The organism is Flavobacterium sp. PL11 (assembly GCF_035985025.1).
Classification (GTDB): Bacteria; Bacteroidota; Bacteroidia; order Flavobacteriales; family Flavobacteriaceae; genus Flavobacterium.
This window is the reverse complement of record NZ_JAXCIA010000005.1, coordinates 1-16,634: the sequence shown is the minus strand read 5'-3', so window position 1 is coordinate 16,634 and position 16,634 is coordinate 1. Positions and strand designations below refer to the sequence as shown.

At 32.3% G+C, this 16,634-nt stretch carries 12 protein-coding genes; 10 read left to right on the top strand and 2 right to left on the bottom strand.

Annotated elements, in window-relative coordinates:
- Nucleotides 1-360 precede the first annotated feature (360 nt).
- Nucleotides 361-918 carry a helix-turn-helix domain-containing protein gene (locus tag RCH18_RS03865; protein ID WP_326935454.1) on the bottom strand — a complete coding sequence of 186 codons (558 nt, stop codon included), beginning with the start codon at nucleotides 916-918 and terminating at the stop codon, nucleotides 361-363.
- A 381-nt stretch (nucleotides 919-1,299) separates the two neighbouring features.
- On the opposite strand from RCH18_RS03865, the gene RCH18_RS03860 reads away from it, so the two are divergent.
- The 4 genes from RCH18_RS03860 to ctlX all read left to right on the top strand — a co-directional run bounded on the left by RCH18_RS03860 (nucleotide 1,300) and on the right by ctlX (nucleotide 4,875).
- Nucleotides 1,300-1,452, top strand: a complete 153-nt coding sequence (locus RCH18_RS03860; protein ID WP_326935564.1) for a hypothetical protein — start codon at nucleotides 1,300-1,302, stop codon at nucleotides 1,450-1,452.
- Between the two features lie 151 nt (nucleotides 1,453-1,603).
- Nucleotides 1,604-2,887 (top strand): citrate synthase, encoded by a 1,284-nt coding sequence (locus RCH18_RS03855; RefSeq protein WP_326935453.1) that lies wholly within the window; start codon nucleotides 1,604-1,606, stop codon nucleotides 2,885-2,887.
- 63 nt (nucleotides 2,888-2,950) lie between these two features.
- Nucleotides 2,951-3,868 (top strand): dimethylarginine dimethylaminohydrolase family protein, encoded by a 918-nt coding sequence (locus RCH18_RS03850; protein ID WP_326935452.1) that lies wholly within the window; start codon nucleotides 2,951-2,953, stop codon nucleotides 3,866-3,868.
- Nucleotides 3,869-3,939: 71 nt separating this feature from the next.
- On the top strand, nucleotides 3,940-4,875 hold the full coding sequence (gene ctlX / locus RCH18_RS03845) for a citrulline utilization hydrolase CtlX (protein ID WP_326935451.1): 936 nt from the start codon (nucleotides 3,940-3,942) through the stop codon (nucleotides 4,873-4,875).
- 47 nt (nucleotides 4,876-4,922) lie between these two features.
- Here ctlX and RCH18_RS03840 read toward each other — a convergent pair whose 3' ends face one another.
- On the bottom strand, nucleotides 4,923-5,549 hold the full coding sequence (locus RCH18_RS03840) for a MarC family NAAT transporter (protein ID WP_326935450.1): 627 nt from the start codon (nucleotides 5,547-5,549) through the stop codon (nucleotides 4,923-4,925).
- Between the two features lie 144 nt (nucleotides 5,550-5,693).
- Here RCH18_RS03840 and RCH18_RS03835 point away from each other — a divergent pair, with 144 nt between their 5' ends.
- The 6 genes from RCH18_RS03835 to RCH18_RS03810 all read left to right on the top strand — a co-directional run bounded on the left by RCH18_RS03835 (nucleotide 5,694) and on the right by RCH18_RS03810 (nucleotide 12,226).
- Complete coding sequence (locus tag RCH18_RS03835) at nucleotides 5,694-6,059, top strand: CoA-binding protein (RefSeq protein ID WP_326935563.1); 366 nt, start codon at nucleotides 5,694-5,696, stop codon at nucleotides 6,057-6,059.
- 295 nt (nucleotides 6,060-6,354) lie between these two features.
- The gene (gene recR / locus RCH18_RS03830; protein ID WP_326935449.1) at nucleotides 6,355-6,975 is read left to right on the top strand and encodes a recombination mediator RecR; all 621 of its coding nucleotides are present in this window, start codon (nucleotides 6,355-6,357) and stop codon (nucleotides 6,973-6,975) included.
- A 40-nt stretch (nucleotides 6,976-7,015) separates the two neighbouring features.
- Nucleotides 7,016-7,807: a polysaccharide biosynthesis/export family protein gene (locus tag RCH18_RS03825; RefSeq protein WP_326935448.1), complete on the top strand. Its 792-nt coding sequence runs from the start codon at nucleotides 7,016-7,018 to the stop codon at nucleotides 7,805-7,807.
- Between the two features lie 16 nt (nucleotides 7,808-7,823).
- On the top strand, nucleotides 7,824-10,256 hold the full coding sequence (locus tag RCH18_RS03820; RefSeq protein ID WP_326935447.1) for an exopolysaccharide transport family protein: 2,433 nt from the start codon (nucleotides 7,824-7,826) through the stop codon (nucleotides 10,254-10,256).
- A gap of 63 nt (nucleotides 10,257-10,319) precedes the next feature.
- Nucleotides 10,320-11,711 (top strand): UDP-glucose 6-dehydrogenase, encoded by a 1,392-nt coding sequence (locus RCH18_RS03815; protein WP_326935446.1) that lies wholly within the window; start codon nucleotides 10,320-10,322, stop codon nucleotides 11,709-11,711.
- A 221-nt stretch (nucleotides 11,712-11,932) separates the two neighbouring features.
- A complete protein-coding gene (locus RCH18_RS03810) occupies nucleotides 11,933-12,226 on the top strand; it encodes a GIY-YIG nuclease family protein (protein ID WP_326935445.1) in 294 nt (97 codons plus the stop codon).
- The last annotated feature ends 4,408 nt before the right edge of the window (nucleotides 12,227-16,634 follow it).

The window sequence follows — 16,634 nt, the reverse complement described above, 5'->3', positions numbered from 1 at the left end:
AAAGTACATTTCACATACAACAAAAATGAATGCGTTTAAAAAACGCTCGTTTTTATATTATTTTAAAGATAAGACGTCAAATTTCTATTCCCTTATACTTAACAAACATTAGGAGTATGAAAATTAAGAATTTATCGAAAGTTCTTTTATTTTATAAAGCAGGATTAACTGTAAAAGGGAAACCGGAATTAGAAAAATCAAACCAACTATAAAGAGTAAAACCGTGATAAAAGTAGCTCCCGTGATAATAATAAGCACCGCAGAAACGGTCGAAAGATTTACTCCTAAGTATTTGTTGAGTCGTAAAATACCGATTCCATGCAACACAAAAGCACATCCAATAAAAATGCACAACACAATCTATAAAATATCTTCAGATTCTGAAGGTGAAAACCAACAATAAATATCAAAAAAATAGGCTATGCCAAATAGTATCATAATTAAAACAGAACTTATTCGAAGTAAATAATTTTTAAAAATTTTTCCGCTAATCACAAAACCGGCATAGAAAAAGAGCATTGTAATGAAAGACATGATTTTTACAGCGACATAGAATTCACTTGAAATAATTAAAGTCTTATTTAATTCTAAATCTACACCAACATAAACTTCTACAAAACCAAGAATTAAATAAACAAGTCCTAGAATAAACGCTAGGTTTAAAATCTGAAAATCTTGTTTCGAAACCGATAATGGACTCGAATTGTCTAAAGAAAAAAAATCCTTAATGGTTTCTAAATTTTGGTCTAATGCGACTAAAATTGTTTTTATTGTGTAACTTCTTGGCGTTACTTCTCCAGCTTCAATCCGTTGAATAGTTCGAACGCTAATGTTGCATTTTTCAACTAACTCTTCTTGCGTTAGTCCTTTTTCGTTGCGTAAGTTCGTTAGAATCTTACCTAATTCTGGTTGTCTCATATACTTTTTATTAATTTTAAGGCAATACTACAAACCTTCTTTTTTTACTGCAACTATTTTAGGGGGAATTGACCCGACAATCACCCGACACATTAGATAAGCTCAGTAAATATGACGAAATGGAATAAGTAAAAAAATCACTTCTACAAACTTACATCCATAAAACAATCTCATTCTATTTGACATCCATCAAATTCTAATCTCGCAATTTAGAATCAAAGTACATACTAAATCTGATCATTTATTTGAATCGAATGAAATTCAAATCTAATTTAGTTCTTTTTCTGTTTAACTGCATGTTTGTTTTTCTCAAAACAAAACAATTGAGAGTTTGACATTGGTTCCAAGCTAATTTAAAAACGAACAAGAAAAAGCTAAGATATTAAATACAATTTCCGAACTATACAAAACATCAAATCCAAAAAGGAGGTATTTTCAGATCGTATGGCTAAATACAATCAATTATTACGTATTGAGGAAGAGCTAGGTGATACAGCTTATTTTCCAGCAAAAAAAGCTTGCAAAATTAAGTAAATATTTCAATATTATTTTCTAAAACCGTTCTTACAAAGAGCGGTTTTTTTGTTATATTTAACACAATCCTTGTGTTATTCTCTTTTTATTTAATCTTTAATTCCTTAGTTTTGGTAAAATATTATTTTAAAAAGTTTATTTCAATCATATTATGTCAAAAACAGCAATATTAGAAGTTGATAATGAGAAATTCGAACTGCCTATAGTTACAGGAAGTGAAGATGAAGTTGGTATCGATATTAGTAAATTACGTGATTTATCAGGAATGATAACCTTAGATCCAGGTTATAAAAATTCAGGATCTTGTACTAGCGAAATTACTTTCTTAGATGGGGAGTTAGGAATTTTACGTTATAGAGGATACTCTATTGAGGATTTAGCTGAAAAAGGACACTTTCTTGAAGTTTCCTATTTGGTGATTTTTGGTGAACTACCAACTCCAGAGCAATTAAATCAATTCGAAAAAGACATTACAAGACACACTTTAGTTAATGAGGAAATGAAAAGCATCATTGATGGTTTTCCTAAAACAGCACACCCAATGGGCGTTTTAGCGGCATTAACTAGTGCATTAACTGCTTTTAATCCTAAATCAGTAAATGTTGAGAATGAGAAAGAAATGTACGATGCAGTTTGCAAAACTATGGCTAAGTTCTTAGTTATTGCAACTTGGACCTATCGAAAAAGTATGGGTTATCCTTTAAATTATTACGATAATACTAAAGGGTATGTAGAGAATTTCATGCGATTAATGTTTGAATTACCAACAGGACCATATACGCCAAATCCAGTGGTGATTGATGCCATCGATAAATTATTCATTCTTCATGCTGATCACGAGCAAAATTGCTCCACATCAACGGTGAGAATGGTTGGATCTTCGCATGCAGGATTATTTGCTTCAATTTCAGCGGGAGTTTCTGCACTTTGGGGACCATTACACGGCGGCGCTAATCAGGCAGTTCTTGAAATGCTAGAAGAAATTCATAGAACTGGTGGCGATGCTGATAAATATTTGGCTAAGGCCAAAGATAAAAATGATCCATTCCGCTTGATGGGCTTTGGACATCGAGTTTACAAAAATTTCGATCCAAGAGCAAAGATCATTAAAAAAGCAGCAGATGAAGTATTATCAACCTTAGGAGTTGATGATCCAATTCTTGCTATTGCTAAAAAACTAGAAGAATCAGCCCTTGTAGATGAATATTTTGTTTCAAGAAAATTATATCCTAACGTAGATTTCTACTCTGGAATTATTTATAGAGCATTGGGTATTCCTACTGACATGTTTACCGTCATGTTTGCCATAGGTCGTTTGCCAGGTTGGATTGCACAATGGAAAGAAATGCGTGAAAACAAAGAACCAATTGGTAGACCAAGACAAATTTATGTAGGACATCCATTAAGAGAATTTAAAGCATCAGAAAACAGATAAATTCAAATTCAAAAGCTTCACAAATTAGTGAAGCTTTTTTTATATTTGTCAAAAGCTAAAAACATGTTAGAGTTAAATATAAGTAATGAAACCTCCAAATTAAAAGCAGTAGTTTTAGGCTCGGCTTTTGCGTGCGGACCAACGCCTCAAGCAGCTGAAGCTTATGATCCTAAATCATTAGAGCATATTTTAGCAGGAACCTATCCGCAGGAAATAGATATGGTCGCTGAAATGGAGGCGTTTGTCAATGTACTACATAAATACGATGTAACCGTTTTTCGTCCTGAGAATATAGAAAATTACAACCAAATATTTACTAGAGACATAGGTTTTGTAATAGGTGATATTTTTATAAAATCAAATATTTTGCCAGATCGAGAACGAGAATTAGACGCAATTCAGTATGTTATTGATCAAATAAATCCTATAAAAACAGTTCGCCCACCAGAGGAAGTGCATATAGAAGGCGGTGACGTAATGCTTTGGAATAATTATATTTTCATTGGCACTTATTGTGGTAGTGATTATAAAGACTATATTACGGCACGGACTAATAAGGAAGGCGTTCAATATATAAAAAACCTATTTCCTAATAAAATTGTTAAGGAATTTGATTTAGTAAAATCAAAGGTAGAAGCTCGTGACAATGCCTTGCATTTAGATTGTTGTTTTCAACCTGTAGGAAACGATAAAGCAATCATTTATAAAAATGGATTTCGCGACGAAGCAGATTATTTTTTCTTAGTAAACCTTTTTGGAGCACAAAATGTATTTCACATTACACGAGATGAGATGTATGATATGAATTCAAATGTATTTTCTATTGATTCTAATGTGGTCGTTTCAGAAAAGAATTTTACCCGACTTAATAATTGGCTGCGTGAAAATGATTTTGTAGTAGAAGAAATTCCATATTCTCAAATAGCTAAGCAAGAGGGTTTGCTGAGATGTTCTACTTTACCGTTGATAAGAGAAGTGTAAAAAATAGCAATTAAGTAAAGAATTGAAAATAAGACAATAACTATAAATATTCCCTTTATGGGATAAAGGATATGAAACAAACAACAAATTCAATAGTGATGATTCGGCCGGTTGCTTTTAGAATGAATGAGCAAACCGCTGTTAATAATTATTATCAAAAAGTGATAGACGGATTACTGCCCGCCACTGTAAATGCAAAGGCACAAGAGGAATTTGATACTTTTGTAGAAAAATTACGAGCAGTAGGAATCGATGTTACTGTAGTTGATGACACAGTGGAACCAAGTACTCCCGATAGTATATTTCCAAACAATTGGATTTCGTTCCATGAAAATGGGGATGTTGCCTTATACCCTATGTTTGCTGAAAACCGTCGTGAAGAAAGACGTGAAGAAATTTTAGATCTTTTAGAAGACAAAGGATTTGTGATCCATAATATTGTAGATTATACATCGGCTGAGGAGGATGGTTTTTTTCTGGAGGGAACAGGAAGTCTACTTTTAGATAGAGCTAATAGTAAGGCGTATTGTGCTTTATCACCACGAGCTGACGAAGAATTGTTTATAGAATTCTGTGAGGATTTTGATTATGCTCCAGTTATTTTTGAAGCATTTCAAACTGTAGGTGGAGAACGCAAATTGATTTATCATACTAATGTGATGATGTGTATAGGCGAAACTTTTGCAGTGATTTGTACCGATTGTATTGATGATAAGAAAGAGCGTAAAATGGTTTTAGATAATCTAAAAGAGAATAACAAAGAGATCATTCTAATCACCGAAGCACAAATGAATAATTTTGCGGGAAATATGCTTGAAGTTCTTGGAGCAAATGATAAAAGATATGTGATAATGAGTGCAGCAGCGCATCAGTGCTTGACGCCAAAACAAATTGAACAATTAGAAAAACATGCCGAAATATTAAGCTCAAGTTTAGACACAATAGAAGCGTGCGGCGGTGGAAGTGCTAGATGCATGATGGCTGAAATTTTCTTGCCAAAAAAATAAACTAAAAAGCTCTGACAAGAATTAAATTCTTATCAGAGCTTTTTTTATTACAAATTAGTTTTTATAATATTGATAATAGCGCTTACAATATATTGTATCCCAATTGCAATGACAATAAAACCCACAATTCTAGAAATAGCTACAATTCCTGATGCACCGAGAATCTTAGCTAGATAATGAGCACTTCTCAATATTATAAAAATAGTAACAGCAATAGCTAATATGGCAAATGAAGATATTATAATCTCCATAGTTTCATTGTGTTCCTGGTAAAATGCGATCAGTAAAGAGATAGATCCAGGACCAGCAAGCATAGGAATTGCAAGTGGAGTCAAAGCAACATCGTTTCTTTTTTGCGCATCTGTTTCTGCTTTTTTACTAATACCTCTCTTTTTAGTAAATTTGCCAGAAAGCAATGAAAACCCTGAATTTACGATTATAATTCCGCCCGCTATTCTAAGGGCATCGATACTAATTCCAAAAAAAATTAAAACATATTGCCCTATAAAAAAGGATACAATCAGGATAATAAATACGTTGATTGCGGTCCAAAGAGAAATTCTAGAACGTTCTTTTTTAGTGTCATGTTGTGTAAGTCCTACAAATATTGGAACAGTACCAATAGGATTTAAAACCGAGAAAAGAGCAACAAATAAATAAATAAACAAATCCATAATTTCATTTTAGTTCTGCAAAAATACTCTTTTTTTAATTTTTAGTGTTATGCTATTGTTTTTATTGCACGGACATCTAAGCGTGTAAATTATGAAAAGAATATCCTTTTTGCTTACTTTTGTACCATACACTTTTAGAATATGATAAAGAATAAAAAAACATTGGTATTAGGCGCAACAACTAAACCAGAACGCTATGCTTTTAAAGCAATCAATATGTTAGTCGATAAAGGGCATTCAGTACTTGCATTAGGTCAAAATGCAGGGGAAGTAGCTGGTATAAAAATCCAAACCAAAGCGATCCCTTTAAAAAACATAGATACGGTTACGTTATATCTTAACCCAACACGTCAACGTGACTATTATAATTATATAGTAGAGACAAAACCCAAACGTGTGATTTTTAATCCGGGCACCGAAAACCCAGAATTTTATCAGTTATTAAAATTAAATGATATTAAGGTCGAAGTCGCTTGTACATTAGTATTATTAACTACAAATCAATATTAAATAAAGTGAATTTCTTTATATTGAATACTACTTTATTTTACAACACAAATTTTTAATAAAAAGATTTTATTCGAAAGCATCAATAAATCGTATATAAATACTCTTATTTTTTTAAAATAAATAATACCAAGGAAATTAATAGAAGGTTTTTAGTCTTCATTGTTTTTTGTCAAATTGAATATAGAATTAAAAAACTACTATAAATTGATTGATAATAATATATATCATTGAAAGAGTTAAAACAATTTTAAGATTTACCAAATTTCTAATTCCCAAAATCACTACTTTTATTGTTATGGAATTTTCGTCAAAATTAATAGAGAAAGCGGTAAATGAAGTTTCTCAATTACCAGGAATTGGTAAGCGTACTGCTTTGCGATTGGTTTTACATTTATTAAAACAACCAAAGGAACAAACTGCCTATTTGTCACAAGCACTAGTTGCAATGCGTGATGATATTAAATATTGTGAAAGCTGCCACAATATATCAGATAGTAAGTTATGTGAGATTTGTTCCAACAAAAACAGAAATCATAAAATCATTTGTATTGTCGAGGATATTAGAGATGTAATGGCTATTGAAAATACAGGTCAATTTAGAGGAATTTATCACGTTCTAGGCGGTAAGATTTCTCCAATTGATGGTGTTGGTCCTAGTCAACTAAATATAAATAGTTTAGTTGAAAAAGTAAAATCAGGAACTGTTACCGAAATTATTTTTGCCTTGAGCTCAACAATGGAAGGCGATACAACAAATTTTTATATTTACAAGCAAATTGCAAATTACCAAATCATAATATCAACAATTGCACGAGGTATTGCTGTGGGTGATGAACTGGAGTATGCAGATGAAGTAACATTAGGCAGAAGTATTTTACAAAGAATTCCTTTTGAAAGCGGTTTTAAAACTAATTAATTGACTTTATCGAGATTGTAATGATATAAATAGTAGTACTATGGGCAAACACGGATTTTACATCGTAATTATAATTTGTGTGTTTTGCTCGTCTTGTATTTCAACTAATGATTTGATTTACCTTCAAAAAAAAGATAATACAACATTAGTACCTACAATTACAACAGTTCTATCAAAACCCTATCGATTACAAATAAACGATATATTAAGTATTTCTATCAAAGCATCAGATCCAAAATTAGTGAGTATATTTAGCACTAGTATAGGAGAGGCTTCTTTTTCAAAATCACAAGCTGGATTATATTTTGATGGTTTTACTGTTGACGATCATGGTAAAATTCGAATCCCAGTTTTAGGTGAAATAAATGTCATAGGTTATACCTTAGAAGAGGTGAGATTGACAATTGAAAAACAATTGTCCGATGAATATTTTAATAAAGAAGCTAATATTTTTGTTATAGTTAAATTAGCAGGATTCCAATATACAATTAATGGTGAAGTTGGTAATCCTGGTAGCAAAGTTCTATTTCAGCAAGAAGTTACTATTTTAGAAGCTATTGCTAATGCTGGCGACATTACCATTACCGGAAATAGAAAAACGGTTACTATCATTCGAAAAAAAAGTACTGGATTTGAAGTTCATGAAATAGATCTTACCAATAGGAATGTATTGCAATCACCCTATTTTTATTTGCAACCCAATGATTATGTGTATATAAAACCACTTAAACAAAAAAGTTGGGGTTCTGGCAAAACAGGTTTAGAATCACTAGGAACTGTTGTAACGCTATTATCTTTAGTCGCAACGACTTTTTTATTAATAAAAAAATAATAACCGATATACTCCAATGCTAAATCCTAATGATTTTTCGAATCTTGATGATGAAGTCAATTTTGATTTCAAAGGATTTTTGATAAAAATCGCAAGTTATTGGAAATGGTTTTTGGTTAGTTTAATACTTTCTTTTACACTTGGGTATCAAATTAATATTCGCAAGGAGAAAATTTATGGAATTGAAACGCTAATTGCTGTAAGAGAGGAAAATAATCCTTTATTTACTTCTAATACCAGTTTAGTTTTTAATTGGGGCGGTATTTCTGATCAAGTGCAATCCATCTCTACAACGCTAAAATCTCGATCACATAATGAATTAGTAGTTGATAAATTAAACTATTATATTGATTATTTAGTGCAAGGTGATTATAATCTTATTGATGGGTATGGTACAGTTCCTTTTACAGTAAATATCGATAAATCAAAACCGCAACTTCTAGATCATGAAATTGGAATTAAATTTTTAAATGCATCTGAATATGAGCTCACTATTAAATTCGAGGAATCTCCTATTTCTATTATTACATATATCATAAATAATATTGCCACTATAGTTACACCTTCTAATAATTTCAGCAAGAAATATAAAATAGGGCAGCAAGTTTCATTACCGTTTTTAAACTGGAATTTACAAATAAATGAAACCTCTAGTTCTTATATAGGAAAAGAATATTTTGTGCGTTTTAATAATTTTGATAGCACCGTATCTTCTTACAGAGAAATAAATGTTATCTCGGATAATAAAGGAGGCTCAATAATCACTTTAGGATTAATGGGCACCAATAAAGCCAAAATGGTAACCTACTTAAATGCTACTGTTGAAATGCTTATTAAAAAACAGTTAGAAAGCAAAAATCAGTTTGCAACTAATACCATTGCTTTTATAGACAGCACATTAATAGCAATGGAATCCCAGCTTAAAGCAACAGGAAATGAGCTAAAAATTTTTAGAAAGGGAAAAAATATTTATAATATTACTGATGGAGGAGCGAAGTTCTCAGAGAATATTCTAGCATTTGATGTAAAAAAAGAGGAATTGAATAGAAAGTTGTCCTATTATAATTCTTTGAGATCCTATCTTTTAAGCAGCACAAATTACGCAAAGCTTCCTGCTCCTTCAGTGGCAGGAATCGAAGATCCAAATATTGTGACCAATGTATCAAAACTGATTGCGCTATCAACACAAAGATCTGAAATGGTTTACGCCGTAAAGAGCGATAAGATTTTTAATGATTTTGATAATCAAATGAAAGCATTAAAAAACGTGCTTTTGGAAAATATAGCTACGGCTAAAGTTTTAGTAGAGAATGATTTAGCATTAATTAAGAATAAAATAAATACATCTGAAAATACTATAAAACAGCTTCCAGAGGATCAGCAAGAATTAATTAAGATTAAGAGGAAATATGACTTAAACGATAATATTTATAATACTTTTCTTCAAAAACGGAGTGAAGCAGATATTGTAAAAGCTGCTAATCTATCTGATATACATTTTATTGATCCAGCTAAGGATGTTGGAGAAGGATTACTTGGACCTAGAACTTCAATTAACTATCTTATCGCGTTTTTTATAGGAATTCTTATTCCATTATTGATCTTATTTATACTATTTTTTATTAATAATACAGTTCAAAATACAGATGATATCAGTAGATTGACTACCATTCCTTTAATAGGAATTATAGGAGTTGATCAGCAAGGAAGTAATTTAGCTGTATTTAATCAAACAAAATCTGCTTTGTCAGAATCCTTTCGAGCTATTCGTTCCTCTCTACAATTTCTTTATAAACAGCAAAAACTAGGTGGGGCTAAAACCGTAATGATCACTTCCTCTGTAAGTGCTGAAGGCAAGACATTTTGTGCAGTGAATATCGCGACTGTTTTTGCATTAAGCGAAAAGAAAACAATACTAATTGAACTTGATTTACGGAAACCTAAGTTGGCTAATGAGTTTACTCTAACCAATGATGCAGGAGTTGTAAATTATTTAATAGTGCAAAAAACAGTCGATGAAATCATAAATCATACCGCTGTTCCCTATTTAGATGTGATCTTATCGGGCCCTATTCCTCCAAATCCTGCTGAAATGATGATGAATGAACGTCTCGGCGAACTCATTAATGAATTAAAGAAAAAGTATGATTATATTATTTTAGACACGCCACCAGTTGGTTTGGTTTCAGATGCCTTGGAAATTGCTCAGTATTGTGACGTTACCTTATACATTGTAAGGCAAAATTTCACTAAGAAAGGGATGATTAGTCTTATAAACAACCGAGTTAAACGAGGTGAATTAAAAAATATAAGTATAATTTTGAACGCCGTAGAAAATAAAGCAAGATACGGTACTAATTATGGGTATAGTTCATACTCTGAAGGTTATTTTAAATCGCAAAAACCTAAGAATATTTTTAATAAACTGTTTAAACTAAGAGGGAATTAGCGAATTAGATTAAAAGCAGAGAACAATAAATTATTTATAAAATACAAATACAGTTATTAAAGAATGGAAATCACAAAAATTTGTTGCATTGGCGCTGGATATGTAGGTGGTCCAACTATGGCAGTAATCGCTCAAAAATGCCCACATATACAAGTCACAGTTGTTGATTTGAATGCAGAACGTATAGAAGCTTGGAATGATAAAGATTTAAGTAAAATACCTATTTATGAGCCAGGATTAGATGTGATTGTTGGTGAGGCTAGAAATAGAAATTTATTTTTTTCCACAGATGTAGATAAAGCTATTGATGAGGCTCAAATTATTTTTATATCAGTAAACACACCTACTAAAACGTATGGTAAAGGAAAAGGGATGGCAGCTGATTTAAAGTATATTGAATTGTGCGCCAGACAAATTGGTAGAGTAGCTAAGAATAATAAGATTGTAGTTGAGAAATCAACTTTACCAGTGCGAACAGCTGAAGCTATTAAGAGTATATTGGATAACACTGGAAACGGTGTCCAATTCCAAATATTATCAAATCCTGAATTTCTAGCAGAAGGAACCGCTGTGCAAGATTTACTAAATCCTGATCGTATATTAATAGGTGGTGATACGACTCCTGAAGGGCAAGAAGCAATTCATTCACTTGTGCAAGTATATTCAAACTGGGTTGCTAGTGATAAAATATTGACTACTAATGTATGGTCATCAGAGTTGTCTAAACTAACTGCAAATGCTTTTTTAGCACAGCGAATTTCATCTATTAATGCGATTTCAGAGTTATGTGAAAAAACGGGTGCTGATGTCAATGAAGTTTCTAAAGCGATTGGAATGGATAGCAGGATTGGATCAAAATTTTTAAAAGCCTCAGTTGGTTTTGGAGGGTCATGCTTTCAAAAAGATATCCTCAATTTAGTTTACATCTCTAAATCCTATGGCTTGCATCAAGTCGCTGATTACTGGGAACAAGTGATTATAATGAATGATCACCAAAAAAGCCGCTTTTCGAGTAATATTTTGCAAACACTTTATAACACCGTTTCTGACAAAAAGATCACTTTTTTAGGCTGGGCTTTTAAGAAAGATACAAATGATACTCGCGAATCTGCTGCTATTTATGTAGCGGATGATTTAATAAACGAGCACGCCAATATTGCTGTGTACGATCCTAAAGTTACAAGTAAGAAAATAATTGACGATCTAAATTATTTAGAATCGAGATCCGCTGCTGCTAATGCTGAAAGCGTGATTTGTTATAATGATCCTTATGATGCTTGCAAGGATGCTCATGCTATCGCAATCTTAACAGAGTGGGACGAATTTAAAGCATATAACTGGCAAAAAATATATGACCAGATGAAAAAGCCTGCTTTTATTTTTGACGGTAGAAATTTATTAGATGCTGCTGAACTAGAAGCAATCGGCTTTGTTTATCAAGCTGTAGGTTCTTAATAATGCATTTTTTATAAATTTAGGGGATTAAATTTATTTCAATAGATACAATTGCTCCAGTTTAAAACAGAATTAGCTTAAAAATCACTCGAAAAGACGCGATTAAGGATCGAATAGACATGAGTGATCTTCGAACTGACGCAAAATTTGCTTTGATAGATGTATTATAGTTTAGATAATGAAAATCAATATAGTTTCATAATCATTGAAAATTAAAAGCAATGAAGCAATCGTATGTATATATTCTCCGCTGTTCTGATAAATCTTATTATACGGGTGTAACCAGTAATTTAGAAAGCCGAATGTTTAAGCACAATTCAGGTTTTTATGTAGACAGTTACACTTTTAAAAGAAGACCATTAGAATTAGTTTTTTATTGTGAGTTCACAGATATTATTTTAGCAATTGAAAAAGAGAAACAGATTAAAAAGTGGTCTAAGGCTAAAAAGGAAGCCCTTATAAATGGAAACTTTAATGATCTGATTAATTTAGCCAAAAAGAAGTTCGATAAATAGTAGCATTTATTGCGATTAATTTTTCCGTCAATTCCCTTTTTATTATTTTTCAAGATCTGAATTGGAAATAAAAGTTATTGACAGTAGCCAATCCCGCAATCTTTCACAAGACCGCGCGTCGCTTCGAGTGTTTTTGGCTAGCAGGATTATGAATAGAAACGAATGTATGTAGCCAAAAAAGTACCGAGTTCTCGATACAATTTTTAAAGCTACAACATTCCGTTAATCATGAACATAGTAATGGCTTTAAAAATCACTCGAACAGACGCGAGGAGAATTTGAAAAGGCATTAAGTATCAAGTAATTTCAAAGAAAGTCCAAATTTAAGTGTTTCTACTTAATTTTTGAATCAAGACCGCGCGTCCCTTCGAGTGTTTTTGGCTAGCAGGGTTTTGTTTAGAAAGTAAACTTAGTCTAGCCAAAAAAATATCGAGAAGTCGATACAATTTTTAAAGCTACAGCAACTCGTTGATTGACAAAAATACAATTAGCTTTAAAAATCACTCGAACAGACGCGAGGAGAATTTGAAAAGGCATTAAGTATCAAGTAATTTCAAAGAAAGTCCAAATTTAAGTGTTTCTACTTAATATTTGAATCAAGACCGCGCGTCCCTTCGAGTGTTTTTGGCTAGCAGGGTTTTGTTTAGAAAGTGGATTTAGTCCAGCCAAAAAAATATCGAGAAGTCGATACAAATTTTAAAGCTACAGCAACTCGTTGATTGACAAAAATACAATTAGCCTTAAAAATTACTCGAACAGACGCGAGTAGGGTTTGAACAGATGATAAGTAGCGTTCGAAAGTATGCAATTGGCGACAGAGTAGATGTTAGGTAAATCTATATAAAAACAAATAATATTAATTTTGTTTGTAAAATGGTATACAATACAACTCTTGAATCAAGACCGCGCGTCCCTTCGAGTTTTTTTGGCTTCAAATTTCTGTTTAGAAAGTGGATTTAGTCCAGCCAAAAAAGTACCGAGTTCTCGATACAATTTTTAAAGCTACAGCAACTCATTGATTGACAAAAATACAATTAGCTTTAAAAATCACTCGAACAGACGCGAGTAAGGTTTGAACAGATGATAAGTAGCGTTCGAAAGTATGCAATTGGCGACAGAGTAGATGGTAGGTAAATCTATATAAAAACAAATAATATTAATTTCGTTTGTAAAATGGTATGCAATACAACTCTTGAATCAAGACCGCGCGTCCCTTCGAGTTTTTTTGGCTTCAAATTTCTGTTAAGAAAGTGGATTTAGTCCAGCCAAAAAAATATCGAGAAGTCGATACAATTTTTAAAGCTATAACATTCCGTTAATCATGAACATAGTAATGGCTTTAAAAATCACTCGAACAGACGCGAGGAGAGTTTGAAAAGATTATAAGTAATTTCAATTAAAGTTTAAATTTACGTGTTTCTACTTAATATTTGAATCAAGACCGCGCGTCCCTTCGAGTTTTTTTGGCTATCAGGGTTATGAATAGAAACGAATGTATGTAGCCAAAAAAGTATCGAGAAGTCGATACAATTTTTAAAGCTATAACATTCCGTTAATCATGAAAATAGTAATGGCTTTAAAAATCACTCGAACAGACGCGAGTAAGGTTTGAAAGTCTGAATGTGCAAAAGTCTATATTACCGTCCCTTCGAGTGTTTTTGGCTAGCAGGGTTTTGTTTAGAAAGTGGATTTAGTCCAGCCAAAAAAATATCGAGAAGTCGATACAATTTTTAAAGCTACAGCAACTCGTTGATTGACAAAAATACAATTAGCTTTAAAAATCACTCGAACAGACGCGAGGAGAATTTGAAAAGGCATTAAGTATCAAGTAATTTCAATTAAAGTTTAAATTTAAATGTTTCTACTTAATATTTGAATCAAGACCGCGCGTCCCTTCGAGTTTTTTTGGCTTCAAATTGCTGTTAAGAAAGTGGATTTAGTCTAGCCAAAAAAGTACCGAGTTCTCGATACAATTTTTAAAGCTATAACATTCCGTTAATCATGAAAATAGTAATGGCTTTAAAAATCACTCGAACAGACGCGAGGAGAGTTTGAAAAGATTATAAGTAGTTTCAATTAAAGTTTAAATTTACGTGTTTCTACTTAATATTTGAATCAAGACCGCGCGCCCCTTCGAGTGTTTTTGGCTAGCAGGATTATGAATAGAAACGAATGTATGTAGCCAAAAAAGTACCGAGTTCTCGATACAATTTTTAAAGCTATAACATTCCGTTAATCATGAACATAGTAATGGCTTTAAAAATCACTCGAACAGACGCGAGTAAGGTTTGAAAGTCTGAATGTGCAAAAGTCTATATTACCGTCCCTTCGAGTGTTTTTGGCTAGCAGGATTATGAATAGAAACGAATGTATGTAGCCAAAAAAGTACCGAGTTCTCGATACAATTTTTAAAGCTATAACATTCTGTTAATCATGAACATAGTAATGGCTTTAAAAATCACTCGAACAGACGCGAGTAAGGTTTGAAAGTCTGAATGTGCAAAAGTCTATATTACCGTCCCTTCGAGTGTTTTTGGCTAGCAGGATTATGAATAGAAACGAATGTATGTAGCCAAAAAAATATCGAGAAGTCGATACAATTTTTAAAGCTACAGCAACTCGTTGATTGACAAAAATACAATTAGCTTTAAAAATCACTCGAACAGACGCGAGGAGAGTTTGAAAAGGCATTAAGTATCAAGTAATTTCAATTAAAGTTTAAATTTAAGTGTTTCTACTTAATATTTGAATCAAGACCGCGCGTCCCTTCGAGTTTTTTTGGCTTCAAATTTCTGTTAAGAAAGTGGATTTAGTCCAGCCAAAAAAATATCGAGAAGTCGATACAATTTTTAAAGCTACAGCAACTCGTTGATTGACAAAAATACAATTAGCTTTAAAAATCACTCGAACAGACGCGAGGAGAGTTTGAAAAGATTATAAGTAGTTTCAATTAAAGTTTAAATTTACGTGTTTCTACTTAATATTTGAATCAAGACCGCGCGCCCCTTCGAGTGTTTTTGGCTAGCAGGATTATGAATAGAAACGAATGTATGTAGCCAAAAAAGTACCGAGTTCTCGATACAATTTTTAAAGCTATAACATTCCGTTAATCATGAACATAGTAATGGCTTTAAAAATCACTCGAACAGACGCGAGTAAGGTTTGAAAGTCTGAATGTGCAAAAGTCTATATTACCGTCCCTTCGAGTGTTTTTGGCTAGCAGGATTATGAATAGAAACGAATGTATGTAGCCAAAAAAGTATCGAGAAGTCGATACAATTTTTAAAGCTACAGCAACTCGTTGATTGACAAAAATACAATTAGCTTTAAAAATCACTCGAACAGACGCGAGTAGAATTTGAAAAGGCATTAAGTATCAAGTAATTTCAATTAAAGTTTAAATTTAAGTGTTTCTACTTAATATTTGAATCAAGACCGCGCGTCCCTTCGAGTTTTTTTGGCTTCAAATTGCTGTTAAGAAAGTGGATTTAGTCTAGCCAAAAAAGTACCGAGTTCTCGATACAATTTTTAAAGCTATAACATTCCGTTAATCATGAAAATAGTAATGGCTTTAAAAATCACTCGAACAGACGCGAGTAGGGTTTGAACAGATAATAAGTAGCGTTCGAAAGTATGCAATTGGCGACAGAGTAGATGTTAGGTAAATCTATATAAAAACAAATAATATTAATTTTGTTTGTAAAATGGTATGCAATACAACTCTTGAATCAAGACCGCGCGTCCCTTCGAGTTTTTTTGGCTTCAAATTTCTGTTAAGAAAGTGGATTTAGTCCAGCCAAAAAAATATCGAGAAGTCGATACAATTTTTAAAGCTACAGCAACTCGTTGATTGACAAAAATACAATTAGCTTTAAAAATCACTCGAACAGACGCGAGGAGAATTTGAAAAGGCATTAAGTATCAAGTAATTTCAAAGAAAGTCCAAATTTAAGTGTTTCTACTTAATATTTGAATCAAGACCGCGCGTCCCTTCGAGTGTTTTTGGCTAGCAGGGTTATGAATAGAAACGAATGTATGTAGCCAAAAAAGTATCGAGAAGTCGATACAATTTTTAAAGCTATAACATTCATTTAATCATGAAAATAGTAATGGCTTTAAAAATCACTCGAACAGACGCGAGTAAGGTTTGAACAGATAATAAGTAGCGTTCGAAAGTATGCAATTGGCGACAGAGTAGATGTTAGGTAAATCTATATAAAAACAAATAATATTAATTTCGTTTGTAAAATGGTATGCAATACAACTCTTGAATCAAGACCGCGCGTCCCTTCGAGTTTTTTTGGCTATCAGGGTTATGAATAGAAACGAATGTATGTAGCCAAAAAAATATCGAGAAGTCGATACAATTTTTAAAGCTACAGCAACTCATTGATTGACAAAAATACAA

What these genes read in the sequence shown, in the direction of transcription:
- RCH18_RS03815 (WP_326935446.1), top strand. Translation starts at nt 10,320, where the DNA reads ATGGAAATCACAAAAATTTGTTGCATTGGCGCTGGATATGTAGGTGGT.
- recR (WP_326935449.1), top strand. Translation starts at nt 6,355, where the DNA reads ATGGAATTTTCGTCAAAATTAATAGAGAAAGCGGTAAATGAAGTTTCT.
- RCH18_RS03850 (WP_326935452.1), top strand. Translation starts at nt 2,951, where the DNA reads ATGTTAGAGTTAAATATAAGTAATGAAACCTCCAAATTAAAAGCAGTA.
- RCH18_RS03820 (WP_326935447.1), top strand. Translation starts at nt 7,824, where the DNA reads ATGCTAAATCCTAATGATTTTTCGAATCTTGATGATGAAGTCAATTTT.
- RCH18_RS03810 (WP_326935445.1), top strand. Translation starts at nt 11,933, where the DNA reads ATGAAGCAATCGTATGTATATATTCTCCGCTGTTCTGATAAATCTTAT.
- RCH18_RS03825 (WP_326935448.1), top strand. Translation starts at nt 7,016, where the DNA reads ATGGGCAAACACGGATTTTACATCGTAATTATAATTTGTGTGTTTTGC.
- ctlX (WP_326935451.1), top strand. Translation starts at nt 3,940, where the DNA reads ATGAAACAAACAACAAATTCAATAGTGATGATTCGGCCGGTTGCTTTT.
- RCH18_RS03840 (WP_326935450.1), bottom strand. Translation starts at nt 5,549, where the DNA reads ATGGATTTGTTTATTTATTTATTTGTTGCTCTTTTCTCGGTTTTAAAT.
- RCH18_RS03865 (WP_326935454.1), bottom strand. Translation starts at nt 918, where the DNA reads ATGAGACAACCAGAATTAGGTAAGATTCTAACGAACTTACGCAACGAA.
- RCH18_RS03855 (WP_326935453.1), top strand. Translation starts at nt 1,604, where the DNA reads ATGTCAAAAACAGCAATATTAGAAGTTGATAATGAGAAATTCGAACTG.